The sequence below is a fragment of the Amycolatopsis alba DSM 44262 genome, assembly GCF_000384215.1.
GTDB classification, from domain to species: domain Bacteria; phylum Actinomycetota; class Actinomycetes; order Mycobacteriales; family Pseudonocardiaceae; genus Amycolatopsis; species Amycolatopsis alba.
Genome location: NZ_KB913032.1, coordinates 9,021,884 through 9,040,310, shown reverse-complemented (window position 1 = coordinate 9,040,310; position 18,427 = coordinate 9,021,884). Strand labels below are relative to the sequence as shown.

The 18,427-nt window shown below is 70.5% G+C and carries 18 protein-coding genes; 12 read left to right on the top strand and 6 right to left on the bottom strand.

The window, feature by feature from the left end:
- Positions 1 to 87 precede the first annotated feature (87 nt).
- From fmt to AMYAL_RS0141515, 3 genes are read left to right on the top strand one after another with little or no spacing between them, the layout of a single operon-like run.
- Positions 88 to 1,014: a methionyl-tRNA formyltransferase gene (fmt, locus tag AMYAL_RS0141525; RefSeq protein WP_020637224.1), complete on the top strand. Its 927-nt coding sequence runs from the start codon at positions 88 to 90 to the stop codon at positions 1,012 to 1,014.
- Positions 1,011 to 2,450, top strand: coding sequence for an RsmB/NOP family class I SAM-dependent RNA methyltransferase (locus AMYAL_RS0141520; RefSeq protein WP_020637223.1), 1,440 nt, complete (start codon positions 1,011 to 1,013; stop codon positions 2,448 to 2,450). Before fmt ends, AMYAL_RS0141520 begins: the two co-directional genes overlap by 4 nt.
- Positions 2,447 to 2,953 carry a flavoprotein gene (locus AMYAL_RS0141515; RefSeq protein WP_020637222.1) on the top strand — a complete coding sequence of 169 codons (507 nt, stop codon included), beginning with the start codon at positions 2,447 to 2,449 and terminating at the stop codon, positions 2,951 to 2,953. Before AMYAL_RS0141520 ends, AMYAL_RS0141515 begins: the two co-directional genes overlap by 4 nt.
- On the opposite strand, the gene AMYAL_RS0141510 is transcribed toward AMYAL_RS0141515, so the two are convergent.
- The 4 genes from AMYAL_RS0141510 to AMYAL_RS0141495 form a co-directional block, all read right to left on the bottom strand.
- Positions 2,950 to 4,074 carry a serine hydrolase domain-containing protein gene (locus tag AMYAL_RS0141510; protein WP_020637221.1) on the bottom strand — a complete coding sequence of 375 codons (1,125 nt, stop codon included), beginning with the start codon at positions 4,072 to 4,074 and terminating at the stop codon, positions 2,950 to 2,952. The two genes, AMYAL_RS0141515 and AMYAL_RS0141510, sit on opposite strands and share 4 nt — an antisense overlap.
- Before the next feature lie 110 nt (positions 4,075 to 4,184).
- Positions 4,185 to 5,570, bottom strand: a complete 1,386-nt coding sequence (gene phoA, locus AMYAL_RS0141505; RefSeq protein WP_020637220.1) for an alkaline phosphatase — start codon at positions 5,568 to 5,570, stop codon at positions 4,185 to 4,187.
- A gap of 107 nt (positions 5,571 to 5,677) precedes the next feature.
- Positions 5,678 to 6,337, bottom strand: coding sequence for a response regulator transcription factor (locus AMYAL_RS0141500; protein WP_020637219.1), 660 nt, complete (start codon positions 6,335 to 6,337; stop codon positions 5,678 to 5,680).
- Positions 6,334 to 7,569, bottom strand: a complete 1,236-nt coding sequence (locus AMYAL_RS0141495; protein ID WP_020637218.1) for a sensor histidine kinase — start codon at positions 7,567 to 7,569, stop codon at positions 6,334 to 6,336. Before AMYAL_RS0141495 ends, AMYAL_RS0141500 begins: the two co-directional genes overlap by 4 nt.
- Before the next feature lie 145 nt (positions 7,570 to 7,714).
- On the opposite strand from AMYAL_RS0141495, the gene rpe reads away from it, so the two are divergent.
- From rpe to AMYAL_RS0141470, 5 genes are all read left to right on the top strand, one after another.
- The gene (gene rpe, locus AMYAL_RS0141490) at positions 7,715 to 8,383 is read left to right on the top strand and encodes a ribulose-phosphate 3-epimerase (RefSeq protein WP_020637217.1); all 669 of its coding nucleotides are present in this window, start codon (positions 7,715 to 7,717) and stop codon (positions 8,381 to 8,383) included.
- Positions 8,384 to 8,495: 112 nt separating this feature from the next.
- On the top strand, positions 8,496 to 9,119 hold the full coding sequence (locus AMYAL_RS0141485) for a riboflavin synthase (protein ID WP_020637216.1): 624 nt from the start codon (positions 8,496 to 8,498) through the stop codon (positions 9,117 to 9,119).
- A 53-nt stretch (positions 9,120 to 9,172) separates the two neighbouring features.
- Positions 9,173 to 10,447: a bifunctional 3,4-dihydroxy-2-butanone-4-phosphate synthase/GTP cyclohydrolase II gene (locus AMYAL_RS0141480; protein ID WP_020637215.1), complete on the top strand. Its 1,275-nt coding sequence runs from the start codon at positions 9,173 to 9,175 to the stop codon at positions 10,445 to 10,447.
- Positions 10,444 to 10,950, top strand: coding sequence for a 6,7-dimethyl-8-ribityllumazine synthase (gene ribH, locus AMYAL_RS0141475; protein WP_005152326.1), 507 nt, complete (start codon positions 10,444 to 10,446; stop codon positions 10,948 to 10,950). Before AMYAL_RS0141480 ends, ribH begins: the two co-directional genes overlap by 4 nt.
- A gap of 17 nt (positions 10,951 to 10,967) precedes the next feature.
- On the top strand, positions 10,968 to 11,411 hold the full coding sequence (locus AMYAL_RS0141470) for a PH domain-containing protein (RefSeq protein WP_026467882.1): 444 nt from the start codon (positions 10,968 to 10,970) through the stop codon (positions 11,409 to 11,411).
- A 305-nt stretch (positions 11,412 to 11,716) separates the two neighbouring features.
- On the opposite strand, the gene AMYAL_RS0141465 is transcribed toward AMYAL_RS0141470, so the two are convergent.
- Entirely contained in the window at positions 11,717 to 12,496 is a 780-nt protein-coding gene (locus tag AMYAL_RS0141465) for an exodeoxyribonuclease III (RefSeq protein ID WP_020637213.1), read from the bottom strand.
- Between the two features lie 94 nt (positions 12,497 to 12,590).
- A complete protein-coding gene (locus AMYAL_RS0141460; protein WP_020637212.1) occupies positions 12,591 to 13,328 on the bottom strand; it encodes a S1 family peptidase in 738 nt (245 codons plus the stop codon).
- 249 nt (positions 13,329 to 13,577) lie between these two features.
- Here AMYAL_RS0141460 and uvrC point away from each other — a divergent pair, with 249 nt between their 5' ends.
- The 4 genes from uvrC to whiA are packed head-to-tail and all read left to right on the top strand — an operon-like array spanning position 13,578 to position 18,406.
- Positions 13,578 to 15,530, top strand: coding sequence for an excinuclease ABC subunit UvrC (gene uvrC / locus AMYAL_RS0141455; protein WP_084702280.1), 1,953 nt, complete (start codon positions 13,578 to 13,580; stop codon positions 15,528 to 15,530).
- Between the two features lie 50 nt (positions 15,531 to 15,580).
- Entirely contained in the window at positions 15,581 to 16,438 is an 858-nt protein-coding gene (gene rapZ / locus AMYAL_RS0141450; RefSeq protein WP_034311885.1) for an RNase adapter RapZ, read from the top strand.
- Between the two features lies 1 nt (position 16,439).
- A complete protein-coding gene (locus AMYAL_RS0141445; protein ID WP_026467880.1) occupies positions 16,440 to 17,426 on the top strand; it encodes a gluconeogenesis factor YvcK family protein in 987 nt (328 codons plus the stop codon).
- The gene (whiA, locus tag AMYAL_RS0141440; RefSeq protein ID WP_020637209.1) at positions 17,417 to 18,406 is read left to right on the top strand and encodes a DNA-binding protein WhiA; all 990 of its coding nucleotides are present in this window, start codon (positions 17,417 to 17,419) and stop codon (positions 18,404 to 18,406) included. Before AMYAL_RS0141445 ends, whiA begins: the two co-directional genes overlap by 10 nt.
- Positions 18,407 to 18,427: the final 21 nt, after the last annotated feature.

Genomic DNA, 18,427 nt, shown 5'->3' with positions numbered 1-18,427 from the left:
AGCGCGCCGGGGTGGTGGGGTCCTTCTAGACTGAGCGGCGATGTTCGCCCAGTCAGAGGTACCCGTCCCCCCGGTGGAGGTGCGTTGATGCGCCTGGTCTTCGCCGGCACCCCAGAACCCGCCGTCCCGTCACTGCGCGCGCTCCTCGCTTCCGAAGAGCACGAGGTCGTCGCCGTGGTCACCCGTCCGGACGCGCAGGCGGGCCGCGGCCGCCGGGTCGTCCGGTCCCCGATCGGCGCGCTCGCCGACGAGCACGGGATCGAGGTGCTGACCCCGCCCAAGGCGAGCGACCCCGCGTTCCTCGCCCGGCTCGCGGAGATCGCCCCGGACGCGTGCCCGGTGGTCGCGTACGGCGCGCTGCTGCCCCAGGCCGCGCTGGACATCCCGGTGCACGGCTGGGTCAACCTGCACTTCTCGCTGCTGCCCGCGTGGCGCGGCGCCGCGCCGGTCCAGGCCGCGATCCGCGCCGGGGACGAGATTACCGGCGCCTCGACGTTCCGGATCGTCAAGGAGCTCGACGCGGGCCCCGTCTTCGGCGTGATCACCGAGCAGATCGGCGCCGGTGACACCGCCGGGGAGCTGCTCGGCAGGCTGGCGGAGTCCGGGGCGAAGCTGCTCGTGTCCACGATGGACGGGATCGCCGACGGCTCGCTGCGCGCGGTCGAGCAGACCGGCGACGGCGTGAGTTACGCGCCCAAGGTGACCGTCGAGGACGCGCGTGTCTCGTTCGCCGACCCGGCCGCCGCGGTCGACCGGCAGATCCGCGCGGTCAGCCCGGAACCGGGCGCGTGGGCGGAATTCCGGGGCGAGCGGCTGAAGCTCGGCCCGGTGACGGTCGTCGACGAGCCGGGGCCCCCGCCGGGCGAACTCGTCGTGGAGCGCAAGCGGGTCCTGGTCGGCACGGCGTCGAAACCGGTGCGGCTGGGCGAAGTGCAGGCGCAGGGGAAGAAGCGGATGGCGGCCACCGACTGGGCGCGCGGTACGAGGATCGAACAAGGAGAGCGCCTGCAGTGAACGACCGTAGGGAACGCCGGCCGTCGAGGCCGGAGCGAGGCCGTCCCGGCCCGCGCAAGGAAGGGCCCAGCCGCCCGCCGCAGATCGACCCGGCCCGTCAGGTCGCCTTCGACGTCCTGCGCGCGGTCCGTGAAGAGGACGCGTACGCGAACCTGGTGCTGCCGCAACTGCTGCGCAACCGCCGGATCTCCGGTCGCGACGCGGCGCTGGCCACCGAACTGACCTACGGGACCTGCCGCGCGGTCGGCATGCTGGACGCGGTCATCGAGGCCTGCCTCGTCGACCGTTCGCTGGCCAAGGTGGACGCCGTCGTGCTGGACGGGCTGCGGCTCGGCGCGTACCAGCTGCTGCGCACCCGCATCCCCGAGCACGCCGCCGTCGGGTCCACTGTGGACCTCGTCCGCGCCGAAGTCGGTTCCTGGATCGCGGGTTTCGTGAACGCCGTGCTGCGCTCGGTGTCCGAAAAGGACGAAGAGACCTGGCTGAACGAACTGGCCCCGGACGAGGCAGCCGACCCGATCGGCGCCTACGCGCTGCGGACGGCGCATCCGCGCTGGGTCGCGCGGTCGTTCGCGGAAGCTTTGGGGGACAAGGGAGCCGAGCTGAAGGCGGCCCTGGAAGCCGACGACGACCGTCCCGACGTCCACCTGGTCGCCCGGCCCGGCGAGATCAGCGCCGACGAACTGGCCGCCATCACCGGCGGCGACGTCGCCCCGTACTCGCCCTACGGCGTCCGGATGCCCGCGGGCTCCGGTGACCCCGGCGACATCGAGCCGATCAAGGAGAAACTGGCCGCGGTCCAGGACGAGGGCAGCCAGCTGTGCGCGGTCGCCGTCACGAAGGTCCCGCTCACCGGCTCGGACGAGCGCTGGCTCGACCTGTGCGCCGGTCCGGGCGGCAAGGCCGCGCTGCTGGGCGCGCTGGCGTCGATCAGCGGCGCGACCGTCGACGCCGTCGAGAAAGCCCCACACCGCGCGAAGCTGATCGAGAACGCCGTCCAGGGGCTTCCGGTGACCATCCACGTCGCCGACGGCCGCGAGACCGGCCTCGAACCGGGCTACGACCGCGTCCTGGTCGACGCGCCGTGCAGTGGGCTCGGTTCGCTGCGCCGCCGCCCGGAGGCGCGCTGGCGCCGTCAGCCCAGCGACATCTCGGACCTGACGAAACTGCAGGGCCAGCTGATCACCGCGGCGCTGGACCTGGTCCGCCCCGGCGGCATCGTGACCTACGTCGTCTGCTCCCCGCACCTGGCCGAGACCGAAGGCGTCGTGGGGGAGACCGCGCGCCGCGCGAAGGCCGAGATCGTCGACGCGCGGCCGTTCTTCCCGGACGTCCCGCAGCTCGGAAACGGCCCGTACGTCCAGCTGTGGCCGCACCGGCACGGCACCGACGCGATGTTCTGCGCCGTCCTGCGGAAGCCGGACTCCGCCGGGTGAGCAGGGTCCTCGGCCTGGTCGCGAGCTCGTGCGGCGGACTGGACACCCGGTTCGCCGCGCAGCTCGCGAAACCCGCCGCGGACCGCGGCTGGGAGCTCGCGATCACGCTGACCCCGACCGCGGCCCGCTGGCTGGAGAAGACCGGCGGGCTCGGTGATCTGGAGAAGTGCACCGGGCTGCCGGTCCGCAGTACCTCCCGGCTGCCGGGCGAACCCCGGCCGCATCCGGATCCCGCGGTGTTCCTGTTCGCGCCAGCGTCCGCGAACTCGGTGGCGAAACTGGCGCTGGGCATCGCCGACAACCAGGCGCTGACCCTGCTCGGCGACGTCCTCGGCACGCCGGGGATCACGATCGCGCTGGGCTACCAGATCCAGGACACGCGGGTGCACCATCCGGCCTGGCGGCGGCATCTCGACACCCTCGAATCGGCGGGCGTGGTCACCACACGGCTCAGCACGGAGGCCCCGTGGACCTCCGCGCTGGACCTGCTCCCGGCGGTTTAGCGCGCGCAGAACCCCGTGTCGATCGCGGCCGCGAGGTGATCCGAAGCCTTGTCCGGCAAGGGATCCTGGTTCACCACGATGTTGACCCGCTTACCGTGCGGGATGGCGCCCGACAGGTTCGCGAAGCCGGGGATGTTCCCGCCGTGCCCCCAGAACCGGCCACCGCAGGACAGCGGCACGGACGCGAGGCCGAGGCCGTACTCCGCGCCCGGAATGCCGACGGGCGCCGGAACGGTCCGCTGCATCTCGGCCAGCTGAGCCTTGGGCAGGAGACGGCCGTCGACGAGCGCGCCGAAGAAGCGGGTCAGGTCTTCACCGGTCGAGACGAGCCCGCCGGAAGCCCCGGCGGCCGACGGGTCGAAGTCGGTGAAGTCGATGAGCCCCGCCGGACGCGGCGTGTACCCCTGGGGGTGCGGGGACGGCAGGGTTTCGTCGCCGCGCACCGGCAGGTAGGTCCCGCGCAGGCCGAGCGGCCGGGTGATCCTGTTCGCGATCTCGGTGGAGACCGACCGGCCGGTGATCTTCTCGATCAGCATGCCGGCGATGACGTAGTTCGTGTTGGAGTACGTCCAGCCCGTGCCGGGGGCGAACACCGGCGGATGCTTGAGGCCGATCGCCACCAGCTCCTCGGGCTCGGCACCCCGGTGCCGCCACGCGTCGATGTCGAGGTCGCGGACGTAGTCGTGGAGCCCGCTGGTGTGCTGGAGCAGCTGCCGGACGGTGACCTTGGTGCCGTCGTTGCCGTTCCCCGCCACGAGGCCGGGCAGATAGCGGTCGATCGGTGTGTCCAGCCCGACCTTCCCCTCGGCGACCAGCTGCAGCACCACCACGGAGACGAAGGGCTTGGTGACGCTGGCCGCCCGGAACTTCGCGCCGCGCGGGAACGGTGTCCGGGTCTGGAGATTCCCGACGCCTTCGCGCTCCGACCACGACCGCCCGGACGCGCTCGTCACCGTCGCCTGCGCGCCGGGGACGCCGTCCTGTACGAGTGTCTTCAAGGCTTTGTCGACGTCGTGATGCGGCCCGGTCGTGGCGAGTGCCGGGCCCGCGGTCGTCGCCGCGAGCAGCGCGACCAGCGAACCGACGGCGATGATCTTCTTGCCGGGTAAGGACTTTCGCATGAAATACCCCCTGGTTTCGGTATCTCCCAAGCTAGGGAGGCCGAAGCCAGGGGGCCATGGGGCAGGCCCCCACCCCTCATCGGGGGCCTGCCCCACCTTTCCGAAACCGGTCAGCGCAGTCGCAGTGCGCGCTTGAGGGTGTCGAAGAGGTCGGTCTGGTTGGTCAGGCCGACGACGTTCGCCGCCTGCGGTCCGTAACCCGCGACGCGGATCTGCGTGCCGGTGTGGTCCTGCGACGCGCCCGGCATGCCGGTGCCGTAGTTGATGGTCATGTTCGCGCCCTCGTTGGTGATCAGGGTCGCGGTCTGGCCGGGGCTGACCGTGTCGTTGCCGATGATCTGGCTGGTGTGGCCGTGGTCGCCGGTGACGATCACCAGGGTGTCGGGGTTGCTGCGCGCGAACGCGAGCCCGGCCGCGACGGCCTGGTCGAAGTCGATCGTCTCACCGATCTGGCCGCACGGGTCGGCGGCGTGATCCTGCTTGTCGATGCTCGCGCCCTCGACCTGGAGGAAGAAACCCTTGTCCTTGCGGCGGTCGTCGAGCAGCGAGAGCGCCTTGCGGGTCTGGTCGGCCAGCTTCGGCTGGGTCTTGGGCAGGGCCGGGTTCGGCGTGCAGCGGGTCGGCGGGGTGCCGCCCTGCTTCGCGGCCGGGCCGGTCCAGTTGACCGGCATGTTGCCGGCGGCGAACAGGCCGAGCAGCGGCTTGCCTGGCTTGGCCGCGTCGAGGTCGGCCGCGGTGTTCACCACCTGGTAGCCCGCGGACTTCGCCTGGTCCAGCACGGTCTTGCCGGCGAACTTCCCGGCCTTGACCTTCTGGTCGAAGTACTTCGCGCCGCCGCCGAGCAGGACGTCCGGCTTGGTCTGGACCAGCTGCTCGGCGATGGATCCGGCGCCGCCGTTCTCCTTGGCGTTGACCGCGCACTTCTTGCTGGTCTCGTCGGGGCCCTTGCAGTCGCGGCTGACGACGTGCGAGCCGAGCACCGCGGGGGTGGCGTCCTGGACCTCGGCCGTGGTGACGTCGCCGGTGCGCAGGCCTGAACGCTTGGCGATCTCGAGGATCGACGGGACGGCGTTGCCGTACGGGTCGACGGAGATCGCGCCGTTGTAGGTCTTCACGCCGGTGGCCCACCCGGTGCCGGAAGCGGCCGAGTCGGTCACGTAGTCGGGCTTCGAGGGGTTGTTCTTCTCGACCGCGTACGTCGTGTAGTCACCGGTGAGGGGGAGGCCGTCCATCGCGAGCCGCCCGGCCGCGCCGCGTTCGTAGTTGCGCGCCGACGTGATCTCGGACTGGCCCATGCCGTCGCCGATGAACAGGATGACGTTGCGGGCGCTCCCGCCCTTGATCGCGGCGCGCACGTCCTGGGTGCGGTCACCCTGCGCGGACGCGAGACGGGCGTCGTCGCCGGCGGCGAGCGCGGCGGGCGCCAGCGCGATGAGCGTGACGCCGAGCGCCCCGCCCGCGAGCCATTTGCGCCGTCCTGTGAACAGCGAAGCCATCGAAAATCTCCTTGGGATACCTGGGGATCAGGGCAGTCCCATTAGTTACCGCGCATGTGTGCGGCCGGGGGTCTCCAGGTGAACACGGGAAGAACAGCGGCGGTCCGCTAGCGCAGACTGTGACCCGGTGCGACGATGCCTGTCTCGTAAGCGAACACGACCGCCTGACTGCGGTTGGAAGCGCCCAGTTTCCCGAAGATGTTGCCCACATGGGTTTTGACGGTTTCGAGACTGATGACCAGATCGGCCGCTATGTCCACATTGGACTTCCCGGTGGCGATCAGCCGCAGCACCTCCGTCTCCCGTTTCGTCAGCGAAGAAGGCCGTGGCGCCAGGCCGGACGGCGCCGGGCGCGCGGTGACCATCCGCCGGATGGCGTCGGGGAACAGCAGCGTCTCCCCGGCGGCGATGGTCCGGATGGCGTGCGCGAACTCCTCCTTCCGGGCCCGCTTCAGCAGGAATCCGCTGGCACCGGCGAGCAGCGCGTCGTAGACGTAGTCGTCGTTGTCGAACGTCGTGATCACGAGGACCTTCGGCGGCTCGGGGATCTCCGCCAGCACCCGCCGGGTCGCCTCGATCCCGTCCACGCCCGGCATCCGGACGTCCATCAGGACCACGTCGGGGTTCACCCGCCGCACCAGGTCGACCACCTCGCCGCCGTCACCCGCCTCGCCGACGACGGTCAGGTCGGGCTGGTTGTCCAGCAGCGAGCGCAAGCCGGCGCGCAGCAACGGTTCGTCGTCGACGATCAGGACACGCAGGGTCATGACCGCGACCGTAGCGGGATCGTGGTCACCAGCCGCCACAGCGGTTCCCCGTCGACGGCGGGGCCCGCGATGAGCTCGCCACGCAGCGCCTCGACGCGTTCGGTGAGCCCCGGCAGCCCGTTGCCGCCCCGGCCGGACGCGGCCACGTGCTCCACGAGCGGGTTCACGATCTCGATCCGCAGCGCGTCGGCGAGCACCGCGACCCGCACGGTCACCGGGCCGGGATGGGCGTGCCGCAACGCGTTCGTCAGTCCTTCTTGGACGATCCGGTACGCCTCCCGCGAAAGCGTCGCGGGCAGTTCGGCGGCGGGCCCGGTCAGCTCGTAGTCGATCACCGCGCCACCCGCGCGGGCCCGTTCGGCCAGCGTCCCGGCTTCGAGGAGCCGCCGTTCGGGCTCGCGGGAGGACCGGTCTTCCCGCAGCAGGCCAAGCACGTGGTCGAGGTCTTCGAGCGCCGCCCTCGACGATTCTTCGATGGTACCCAGCGCCCGGCGCACCAGCTGCGGTTCCGAATCGATGAGTTCGGCGGCCGCGGCGGCCTGGATGGTGGACGTCGTCAGCGTGTGGCCGATGGAGTCGTGCAGCTCGCGGGCCAGCCGGTTGCGCTGCTCGAAATGGTTCGCCCGGACCTCGGCCGCGGCGACGCGCTCGGCCGCCGACGGGCCCAGCAGCGAGAGCGCGCTGTACTGGAAGAGCTTGGTGAAACCGGCGAGGACGTACGCGATGACGACGAGGGTGACGAAGGCGACCGGCAGCGTCCACAGCCCGGCGGCACCGGACTCGACCCGGATCCGTTCGCCGAAGAACTCGATGGGGCTGCCACCGCCGCCCAGCCAGATCAAGGCGAACGCGAAGCCGAACATCAGGAAGGAGCCGAGGCCGAACAGGACCCAGCCGAGCCCGGTGTGCACGAGCAGCCAGGCCGCCGAACGCCAGCGTTCCGCCCAGGCGATCTTCGTATGCGGCGGGGGCTGCACGATCCGGGTGCCCAGCATCTGGTTGGCGAACCAGATGCCGACCCGCCGCATCGGCCCGGCCAACCCGATCAGCCCGACCAGGACGCCCATCGCGAGCATCCCGTAGACGAGCTTCGCCGTCGCGTCGCCGGGGATGAGGACGGCGGGGATCAGCGCGATCGGGAACGGCACCGCCGTCGCCGCCATGCCGAGAAGCCCGAACGGCACACTGCGGTAGCTGCCGATCCGGACCAGAGTTGTGAGTGGGTTGACCATGACCGGAACGCTATTCGGCCGCGCGTGCGCGCACCTCCCACTGCGGGGCCATTTCGCGTCATACTCGAGACCGGCACGCCGGTCACAGCCGGTTAGCGGGCGTTAGCGGCGTCCTCCTACACTCGGGCGCGTGGCTCACCGACCTTTGATCGCCCCCAGCATCCTTTCCGCGGACTTCGCCCGGCTCGGCGACGAGATCCGCGCCGTCGCCGGTGCGGGGGACACCCGCGCGGACTGGGTCCACGTCGACGTCATGGACGCGCACTTCGTGCCGAACCTGACCCTCGGGCTGCCCGTGGTGCAGTCGCTGATCAAGGCCACCGACGTGCCGATCGACTGCCACCTGATGATCGAGAACCCCGACAAATGGGCCATCGGGTACGCCGAGGCGGGCGCTTACAACGTCACCGTGCACGTCGAAGCCGCGCACGACCCTGTCGCGCTGGCGAAGAACCTCCGCGCCGCCGGGGCGAAGGCCGGGCTGTCGATCAAGCCGAACACGCCGATCGAGGACCACCTCGACACCCTCAAGCACTACGACACGCTGCTGGTGATGTCGGTCGAGCCCGGCTTCGGCGGCCAGTCGTTCATCGAGAGCGTCCTCGACAAGGTGCGCACCGCGCGGCGCCTGGTCGACACCGGTCACCTCAAGCTCGTCGTCGAGATCGACGGCGGGATCAACGCCGACACCATCGAGCAGGCAGCCGAGGCCGGCGTGGACTGCTTCGTGGCCGGTTCCGCCGTCTACGGCGCCGAAGACCCTGGTAAGGCCGTCGCGGCGCTGCGCGAGCAGGCGGCCCGCGTCCGCGGCTGATCCCGGCACTTGATCAGCCCATCGGGTCCGGAGAAGGAATCGGCCCCGATGGGTGTTGGATGGGGGGAGCACCGTTTCCAGCGACGGTGCGACCAGGAGGAGGGCAGCAGGAGTGTTCACCGGCATTGTCGAGGAACTCGGCGAGGTCACCGCGGTCGAGCAGGTCCCCAACGCCGCGCGACTGACCGTGCGAGGGCCGCTGGTGACCAGCGACGCCGGCCACGGCGACTCCATCGCGGTCAGTGGCGTGTGCCTCACCGTGGTCGCGGTGGCGGGCGGTGAGTTTACCGTCGATGTCGTGCACGAAACCCTGCAGCGCTCCAGCCTCGCGAAGGTGAACGTCGGCGACGTCGTCAACCTGGAACGCGCGACGCCGGCGGGTGGCAGGCTCGGCGGGCACATCATGCAAGGCCACGTCGACGGCACCGGCGTCTTCCTCAAGCGGGACGAACAGGGGCTCACCTCGTTCGCCCTGCCGGGCAAACTGGCCAGATACGTGGTCGAGAAGGGGTCGATCGCGGTCGACGGCATCTCCCTCACGGTCGCTTCGGTGACCGACGAGGAGTTCGCCGTCGCCTTGATCCCGACCACGCTCGAACTGACCACCCTCGGCCGGAATCAGCCGGGTGACCTGGTGAATCTCGAGGTCGACGTGGTCGCCAAGTACGTCGAGAAGCTGGCCATGCCGCACCTGCGCACGCAGGGGGACAATGGCGGCGCGGAGGAGCGGGCGTGAGTGAGACGAGTGCGATTCCGGGGTCGGCTGATCTGACCCCCTGTGGAGGCGGGGTGGCCGTGAACACCGATGCCATCGAGGCGGCGATCGCCGACATCAAGGCGGGCCGTCCGGTCGTCGTGGTGGACGACGAGGACCGCGAGAACGAGGGCGACCTGATCTTCGCGGCGGAGAAGGCCACGCCCGAACTGATGGCCTTCATGGTGCGCTACACCTCGGGGTACGTCTGCGTGGCGCTGACCGAGGCCGAGGCGGACAGGCTCGACCTGCCGCCGATGTACCACACGAACCAGGACCAGCGCGGTACCGCGTACAGCGTCACGGTCGACGCCGCCGAGGGCATCACCACCGGTATCTCCGCGGCCGACCGCTCGCACACCGTCCGGCTGCTCGCCGACCCGGCGTCCACGGCGTCGGACTTCAGGCGGCCCGGCCACGTGGTCCCGCTGCGCGCCAAGCAGGGCGGCGTCCTGCGGCGTCCGGGGCATACCGAAGCCTCCGTCGACCTGGCCCGCCTCGCCGGGCTCTCGCCGTCCGGGGTGCTCTGCGAGATCGTGTCGCAGAAGGACGAGGGCGACATGGCGCGCCGCGACGAGCTTGAGGTCTTCGCGGCCGATCACGACCTCAAGATGATCACCATCGCCGACCTGATCGCGTACCGGCGGCGTACCGAGAAGCAGGTCGAGCGGGTCGCCGAGGCGCGTATCCCGCTGACGGCCGGCACGTTCCGCGCGGTCGGTTACGACAGCCTGCTCGACGGGATCGAGCACATCGCCTTCGTCTTCGGCGAGATCGCCGACGGCGAGGACATCCTGGTCCGCGTGCACTCCGAATGCCTCACCGGCGACGTCTTCGGCTCGCTGCGCTGCGACTGCGGCCCGCAGCTGGAGGCGGCACTGGAGGCGGTGGCCAAGGAAGGCCGCGGCGTCGTGCTCTACATCCGCGGCCACGAGGGCCGCGGCATCGGGCTGCTGCACAAACTGCAGGCCTACCAGCTGCAGGACGCCGGCGCGGACACCGTCGACGCGAACCTGCAGCTCGGCGTCCCCGCCGACGCGCGGGACTACGGCACCGGCGCGCAGATCCTGTGCGACCTCGGCGTCCGCTCGATGCGGCTGCTGACGAACAACCCGGCCAAACGCGTCGGGCTGGAGGGCTACGGCCTGCGGGTCACCGGCCGGGTGTCGCTGCCGATCTCGCCGAACCCGGAGAACCTGCGCTACCTCAAGACCAAACGGGACCGGATGGGGCACGACCTGTCCCAGCTGGAGCACTACGACCAGGTCGGCGCCGAGGTCGACCAGGGCAACGGAGGTGGCACGCGGTGAGCGGCGAGGGCCGTCCGGACGTCGAACTCGACCTGTCCGACTGTAAGAACATCCGGCTCGGGATCGTGGCCACGCGCTGGCACACGAAGATCACGGGCGCGCTGCTGGAACGCGCCCTCGAGGCCGCGAAGGTGGCGGACTTGGAGGAGGAGCCGACGGTCGTGCGCGTCGCGGGCGCCGTCGAGCTGCCCGTCGCCGCGCAGGCGTTGGCCAGGACGCACGACGCGGTCGTCGCGCTGGGCGTGGTCGTCCGGGGCGGGACGCCGCACTTCGAGTACGTCTGCGACGCGGTCACCGCGGGCCTGACCAGGGTCGCGCTCGACGAGAGCACCCCGGTCGGCAACGGCGTGCTCACCTGCGACACCGAGCAGCAGGCCCTCGACCGGTCCGGCCTGCCCGGCTCCGTCGAGGACAAGGGCTACGAAGCGACCGTCGCCGCACTGGACGCCGCGCACGCGCTGCGGAACCTGCGCCAGCCGTGGACCGAGCGGGGCTTCGTGTGAGCGTCGAGGCGGATGTGATGACAGGGTCCGAGGTCGTGGTGGTGCGGCCCCGCCGCGCCCTGGTGATGTGCTCGGTGCTGGCGGTGATCCTGCTGGCGACGTTCGTGGTCGTCGCGGTCCTGCTGCGCGGCTCGGACACCGGCGTGATCTTCCAGCCGTCCGACCAGGCGGCGATGATCGGCATCGGCGTGCTGCTCGCCGCGGGCACGATGCTGTTCGCGACCGCGCGCGTGAAGGCCGACGCCGACGGCATCGAGGTCCGGAACGTGCTGCTGACCAAGAAGTTCGCGTGGAGCGAAGTGCTTTCGGTGAGCTTCCCGGACGGGGCTTCGTGGGCTCGTCTGGAGCTGCCGGACGACGAGTACTACTCGGTCATGGCCGTACAGGCCGTGGACCGGGAACGCGCGGTGGCCGCGGTGCGGGCGCTGCGGCGGCTGCACAAGGCGGCCTGGAACGGCTGACACCTTTCTTCCTGCTGTCCGTGAAGGCCTCCTTCCCTACCCTCAAGGTAGGGAAGGAGGCCTTCACGGATTTGAGCGGTGTGGTTGGCGATTCGGGTTCTGGTGGGTCTGGGGCGCTCCGCGTGCCGGTTTCGCGACGTGGGGTCCAACCCGGCCCAGTGTGGTCTGGTGGGTCGGCGGCGTTGCGAAAGCCACTTTCGCAACGTTCAAGGTTGCGAAAGTGGCTTTCGCAACGCCGATCTTGAGGTGCGCCACCGCCAGGCAGCGGGAGCCCACCCGGACCTCCAGCAGAGACCCGCAGCGGCTCAAAGCGAAAGGTCCACCACGATCGGCGCGTGATCCGAGGGGCCCTTCCCCTTCCGCGCGTCACGGTCCACATAGGAATCCGTCACCGCGCCGGAGACACGGGAATCGGCGTACACGAGGTCGATCCGCATTCCCTTGTTGTTCGGGAAGTTCCCGGCCCGGTAGTCCCAGTACGTGAACGGGTGGTCGTACTTCAGCGGCCGCGGGAACACGTCGGACAGGCCGAGATCGCGCAGCGCCGCGAGCGCCTTCCGCTCCGGCTCCGTCACGTGCGTCGACTCGGCGAACACGCCGATGTCCCAGACGTCCGCGTCGGTCGGCGCGATGTTGAAGTCGCCGAGCACGGCGAAGGGCAGCCCGCGCGACTGCTCCTCCCGCACGGTCGCCTCCAGCGCCGAGAGCCAGGCGAGTTTGTAGTCGTAGTGCGGGTTCTCCAGGTCGCGCCCGTTCGGCACGTACACCGACCACAGCCGCAGCCCGCCGCAGGTGGCGCCGATGGCCCGCGCGTCCGTCTTGTCCTCGAAGGTGGGCTCGCCGGTCAGGCCGCGCGTGACGTCTTCCAGCCCGACGCGGGACAGGATGGCCACGCCGTTCCAGCGCCCGATGCCGTACGCGGCCGTCTCGTAGCCCGCTTCCCGCACGGCGTCGAAAGGAAAGGCGTCGGTGCCACTCTTGAGTTCCTGCAGGCACAGTACGTCCGGTTGTACCGAGCCGAGCCACTCCAGCACCCTCGGCAGCCGGGGCCCGATCGAGTTCACGTTCCAGGTCGCGATCCGCATGCCCGCGAGCGTTCCACACCCCACCGACAGGAAGACGAGAAAGGGCCCCTCCGGGACGGGTCGCGTCCCGGAGGGGCCCCACCGGGGTGTGAGGTCAGACCCCGGCGGTCGTGCGGATCCAGGAGCGGGCCGAAGCGACGCTGCCGTAGTTGTTGGTGCCGCGGGTGTTCGAGCCGCTCTGGTTCTGCACGGTCGAAGCGACACCGACCTGGACGCCGTTGGAGACCTGGGGGCCGCCCGAGTCGCCCTTCCACGCCGAACCGTTGATGCCGACGCTCTGGATCGCCGGGCCGCCGTAGGCGTCCGAGGAGCTGCCGCTCACGCGGACGTTGGCCACCTTCAGCGCCGAGGCGGGCGGGCCGGTCGGGGTCTCGCGGCCCCAGCCGTAGAGCTGGTTGGTGCTGCCGTTCGACGGGTTCGAGCTGGCCAGCGCGATCGGTGTGACACCGGCGTCCGAGGCCAGGTGCAGCAGCGAGATGTCGGAGCCCGTCGGCGAGGACACCTTGCGGTCGACGGCGATCACACGGCCGCCCTGGAGCTGGTTGCTGCCGACGCGGACCCGCATGCCGGTGCCGTCGGAGTCGAGGCAGTGCTTGGCGGTCAGGACCCAGCGCTGGGCGATGACGCTGCCGGAGCAGTTGAAGCCGTCCCACTGACGGCCGGGGGTGTTGACGTAGACCTGGGCACCCCAGCTCACGGTGGGGGCGGTGCCGCCGCCCACGATGTTCGGCTGGACACCGGTCGGGGTGCCCGCGGAGGCGACGGCCCCCGCGGTCATGGTGAGGGCTGCGGCGGCGAGTGTGGCGGCGCCCAGCGTACGAAGACGGCTCACGGTGCAGGAGTCCTTTCGAGCGTCATCTGAGGAAGAACCGAGTGAAGTGGAACTGGGACGGAAAGTAATCACCAGGTTCACCCGCTAGGAACCAACGAACGTCTGGTCCGGCTGAATACCCGACTTAGGTCGGTATGTGTAGTGACGCGCTTACCGGATCGTGGGAATGGCCACTCGAAGGGCTGACCGGGCCAGCGCTAAGGGCGGGGGCTCGTAAGACTGTCGGTGGTGCCCCATAGGCTTGGCAATGTGGCTGACCCGACCACCTACCGTCCCTCGCCGGGGAGCATCCCGGACGCCCCTGGCGTGTACAAATTTCGTGACGCCACGAAGAGGGTCATCTACGTCGGCAAGGCGAAAAGCCTCCGCGGCAGGCTGAACTCCTACTTCGCCGACCTCACCGGCTTGCATCCGCGCACGCGCCAGATGGTGACCACGGCGGCGAGCGTCGAGTGGACCGTGGTCGGCACCGAGGTCGAGGCACTCCAGCTGGAGTACAACTGGATCAAGGAGTTCGACCCGCGATTCAACGTCCGCTATCGCGACGACAAGAGCTATCCGATGCTCGCCGTCACGATGAACGAGGAGTATCCGCGCCTGCACGTCTATCGCGGCGCGCGCCGGAAGGGCGTGCGGTACTTCGGGCCGTACGCCCACGCTTGGGCCATCCGCGAAACGCTCGACCTGTTGCTCCGGGTCTTCCCGGCGCGCACCTGCTCGGCCGGTGTCTTCAAACGGCACGGCCAGATCGGCAGGCCCTGCCTGCTCGGTTACATCGGCAAGTGTTCCGCGCCCTGCGTCGGCAAGGTCTCCGCCGACGAGCACCGCTCGATCGTCGAGGACTTCTGTGATTTTCTTGCCGGCCGCACCGATGCGCTGATCCGCCGCCTGGAACAGGAAATGGCGGTGGCGTCCGAAGAGTTGGAGTTCGAGCGCGCCGCCCGGCTGCGTGACGACCTCGGCGCCTTGCGGCGCGCGATGGAGAAGCAGGCGGTCGTCCTCGGCGACGGCACCGACGCGGACGTCGTCGCCTTCGCCCACGACGAGCTCGAAGCCGCCGTCCAGGTCTTCCACGTGCGCGGCGGCCGGGTCCGCGGGCAGCGCGGCTGGGTGATCGACAAGGCCGAGGAGATGGACGTCAAAGACCTCGTCGACCACTTCCTCACGCAGTTCTACGGCGAAGAGGCCGAACGCGCGGACGACCCCGACCTCGGGTCGCCGGTGCCGCGTGAGGTGCTCGTCCCCGAACTGCCCGCCGACGCGGAAGCGCTCGGCGACTGGCTTTCCGGGCTGCGCGGTTCGCGGGTGAGCCTCCGTGTGCCGCAGCGCGGCGACAAACGCGCGCTCGCCGAGACGGTGACGCGCAACGCAGGCGAGGCGTTCACCCAGCACAAACTGCGCCGCGCCGGTGACCTCACGGCCCGCTCGGCCGCGCTGGCGGAACTGCAGGACTACCTGGCGCTGGAAACCGCGCCGCTGCGCATCGAATGCGTCGACATCAGCCATATCCAGGGCAGCGACGTGGTCGCGTCGCTCGTGGTGTTCGAGGACGGGATCCCGCGCAAGTCCGAATACCGGCGCTTCGCCTTGCGCGAGGCCGCGGAGGAAGGCGACGTCGCGTCGATCGCCGAGGTCGTCCGCCGCCGGTTTTCCCGTTATCTCAAGGAAAACGCCGAAGGGGTCGACCCGGACCGGCCGGGCATCGACCCGGAGACCGGCAAGCCGCGCAAGTTCGCCTACGCGCCGAACCTGCTCGTCGTCGACGGCGCGGGCCCACAGGCCACCGCGGCCGCGGACGTCCTCTCCGAATTGGGAGTCACCGACGTCGCCGTGGTCGGCCTGGCGAAGCGGCTGGAAGAGGTGTGGCTGCCGGGCGATCCCGATCCGGTGATCCTGCCGCGCACCTCCGACGCGCTGTACCTGCTGCAGCGGCTGCGCGACGAGGCACACCGTTTCGCCATCCGGTACCACCGGGAGAAGCGGTCCAAGCGGATGCAAGTGTCCGCATTGGACGGTGTGCCGGGACTGGGGCAAGCTCGTCGTACCGCGCTGATCAAGCATTTCGGCTCGGTGAAGAAACTCCGCGAAGCAAGACTCGAGGAGATCGAGGCGGTGCCCGGCTTCGGCAGGCGCACCGCGGAGGCGGTCGTCGCGGCGCTGGCAGGGGAGCCGGAGCGGACGGCAGGGGAGTCCAGTACGTGATCGGGGAAGGGACCATCGTGAGTGCGCAAGAAGAAGGCCGCGGTTCGGGGATGGAGGTCGCGGTCGTTTCGGGGCTGTCCGGCGCGGGCCGCAGTACCGCCGCGAAATGCCTGGAGGACCTGGGCTGGTTCGTGGTGGACAACCTGCCGCCCGAGCTGATCGCCACCATGGTCGAGCTCGGCGCGCAGGCGCGGGGCGCGATCACCAAGGTCGCCGTGGTGATGGACGTGCGCTCGCGCGCGTTCACCGACGACCTGGCCTCGGTCATCAAGGACCTCGACGCCCGTGGCTACAAGCCGCGTGTCCTGTTCCTGGAGGCCACGGACGCGGTGCTGGTGCGCCGGTTCGAGGCCGTCCGGCGCGGGCACCCGATGCAGGGCGACGGAAGGCTCGCGGACGGCATCACCGCCGAGCGCACGCTCCTGGAGCCGCTGCGCGAAGAGGCCGACCTCGTGCTCGACACGTCGTCGCTTTCGGTGCACGACCTGCGCGCCAAGATCGAGGACGCCTTCGGTTCCGAGGCCAGCACGCAGACCAGGGTCACCGTGCTGTCCTTCGGCTACAAGTACGGCCTGCCGATGGACGCCGACCTGGTGATGGACGTCCGGTTCCTGCCGAACCCGTTCTGGATCCCGGAACTGCGCGACCACACCGGTCTCGAAGGCGAGGTCCGCAACTACGTGCTCAGCCAGGAGGGCGCGGACGAGTTCCTCGACCGCTACCACCAGCTGCTGCGCCTGATCGGCGCGGGCTACAAGCGCGAGGGCAAGCGGTACCTGACGCTGGCCGTCGGCTGCACGGGCGGGAAGCACCGCAGCGTCGCCATTTCCGAGGAACTCGCCCAGCGTCTGTCCAATGAGGACGGTATGGCCGTGAAGGTGGTGCACCGCGACCTTGGCCGCGAGTGAGCTGCGCGCCGTCGCGCTGGGTGGCGGGCACGGCCTGCACGCCACCCTCACCGCGCTGCGCCGGGTGACCTCGCAGGTCACCGCCGTGGTCACCGTCGCGGACGACGGGGGCTCGTCCGGCAGGCTGCGCCGGGAACTGGGGCTGCTGCCGCCGGGCGACCTGCGGCAGGCCTTCGCCGCGTTCGCCGCCGAAGACGGCGGAACCCTGTGGGCGGAGGTGTTCCAGCATCGGTTCGGCGGTGATGGCGCGCTCGCCGGGCACGCCGTCGGGAACCTGTTGCTGGCCGGGTTGTTCGAGGTGCTCGGCGACCCGGTCGCCGCGCTCGACGAGGCGAGCAGGCTGATGGGCATCTCCGGCCGGGTCCTGCCGATGTCACCCGAACCGCTGGAAATCCAGGGCGAGGTCTCCGGTCTGGACGCCGAGAACCCCGAGGCGCTCCGGCGCATTCGCGGTCAGGTCGCGGTGGCGACGACGCCGGGGCAGGTGCACCGGATCAGCCTGCACCCGACCGGGCAGGCCGACCGGCCGCCGCGCGGGTGCCCCGAGGCGATCGAGGCGGTGCTCGGCGCGGACGTGGTGTTCCTCGGCCCTGGGTCGTGGTTCACCAGCGTGCTGCCGCATCTGCTGGTGCCGGATCTGCACGACGCGTTGCTCCGAACGGACGCCACGAAGGTCGTGATCCTCAACTTGATCCCCCAACCGGGGGAGACGGCGGGATTCTCGCCGGAGAAGCATTTGGACGTACTCTTCGAACACGCGCCGGAGTTGCGCGTGGACGCGGTCATCGCGGATCGTGACTCGGTGCCCTCACCAGCCCGGTTGCGGGACGCGGCCGGGAAACTCGGCGCGCGGGCGTTGCTGGGGGCGGTGGCTGACCCGGTCGTGACGGGGCGGCATGATCCTGATGCGCTCGCGGGCTGTATGCGGGACGCTCTCGGTCTCACCGGGGGAGAAGCTGAAGGTATGGAGGGGCAGCGATGGCGATGACCGCCGCCGTGAAGGACGAGCTGAGCCGGCTGGAGATCACCAAGATCGGCCCGCGCCGCGCGGAGGTCGCGTCGATGCTGCGATTCGCGGGAGGGCTGCACATCGTGGCCGGCCGCGTCGTGGTGGAGGCCGAACTCGACACCGGTTCGGTGGCGAGGCGGCTGCGCAAGGAGATCCACGAACTGTACGGACACCAGTCCGACGTCCACGTCATTTCCTCCAGCGGGCTGCGCAAGGGGACGCGGTACGTCGTCCGGGTGGTCAAGGACGGTGAGGGCCTCGCCCGGCAGACCGGCCTGATCGACCAGCGCGGCCGCCCGGTGCGCGGGCTGCCCGCCGCCGTCGTGTCCGGCGGCGTCGCCGACGCGGAAGCCGCTTGGCGTGGCGCGTTCCTGGCACACGGTTCGCTCACCGAACCCGGCCGTTCGTCGTCGCTCGAGGTCACCTGTCCCGGCCCCGAGGCCGCGCTGGCGCTCGTCGGCGCCGCCCGGCGGATGGGGATCCAGGCCAAGTCGCGCGAGGTCCGCGGCGCGGACCGCGTCGTGGTGCGCGACGGTGACGCCATCGGCGCCCTGCTGACCCGCCTCGGCGCGCACACGAGCGTGCTGGCGTGGGAAGAGCGGCGGATGCGCCGCGAGGTCCGCGCCACCGCGAACCGGCTCGCGAACTTCGACGACGCCAACCTCCGCCGCTCGGCCCGCGCGGCCGTCGCGGCGGCGGCCCGTGTGGAGCGGGCGCTGGACATCCTCGGCGAGTCCGCCCCCGACCACCTGCTCGCCGCGGGCAAACTGCGGCTGTCGAACCGGCAGGCCTCGCTCGAAGAGCTGGGCCAGCTGTCAGACCCGCAGATGACCAAGGACGCCGTCGCCGGCCGGATCCGCCGCCTGCTGGCGATGGCCGACAAGAAGGCGAAGGAACAAGGCATCCCGGACACCGAATCCGCGGTCACCCCGGACATGCTGGAAGAAGAAGAGGCCTGACCCCTTGCGCGTTTAGTCCCC

What these genes read in the sequence shown, in the direction of transcription:
- fmt (WP_020637224.1), top strand. Translation starts at nt 88, where the DNA reads ATGCGCCTGGTCTTCGCCGGCACCCCAGAACCCGCCGTCCCGTCACTG.
- AMYAL_RS0141510 (WP_020637221.1), bottom strand. Translation starts at nt 4,074, where the DNA reads ATGCGAAAGTCCTTACCCGGCAAGAAGATCATCGCCGTCGGTTCGCTG.
- phoA (WP_020637220.1), bottom strand. Translation starts at nt 5,570, where the DNA reads ATGGCTTCGCTGTTCACAGGACGGCGCAAATGGCTCGCGGGCGGGGCG.
- AMYAL_RS0141500 (WP_020637219.1), bottom strand. Translation starts at nt 6,337, where the DNA reads ATGACCCTGCGTGTCCTGATCGTCGACGACGAACCGTTGCTGCGCGCC.
- AMYAL_RS0141495 (WP_020637218.1), bottom strand. Translation starts at nt 7,569, where the DNA reads ATGGTCAACCCACTCACAACTCTGGTCCGGATCGGCAGCTACCGCAGT.
- AMYAL_RS0141470 (WP_026467882.1), top strand. Translation starts at nt 10,968, where the DNA reads ATGACAGGGTCCGAGGTCGTGGTGGTGCGGCCCCGCCGCGCCCTGGTG.
- AMYAL_RS0141465 (WP_020637213.1), bottom strand. Translation starts at nt 12,496, where the DNA reads ATGCGGATCGCGACCTGGAACGTGAACTCGATCGGGCCCCGGCTGCCG.
- rapZ (WP_034311885.1), top strand. Translation starts at nt 15,581, where the DNA reads ATGGAGGTCGCGGTCGTTTCGGGGCTGTCCGGCGCGGGCCGCAGTACC.
- whiA (WP_020637209.1), top strand. Translation starts at nt 17,417, where the DNA reads ATGGCGATGACCGCCGCCGTGAAGGACGAGCTGAGCCGGCTGGAGATC.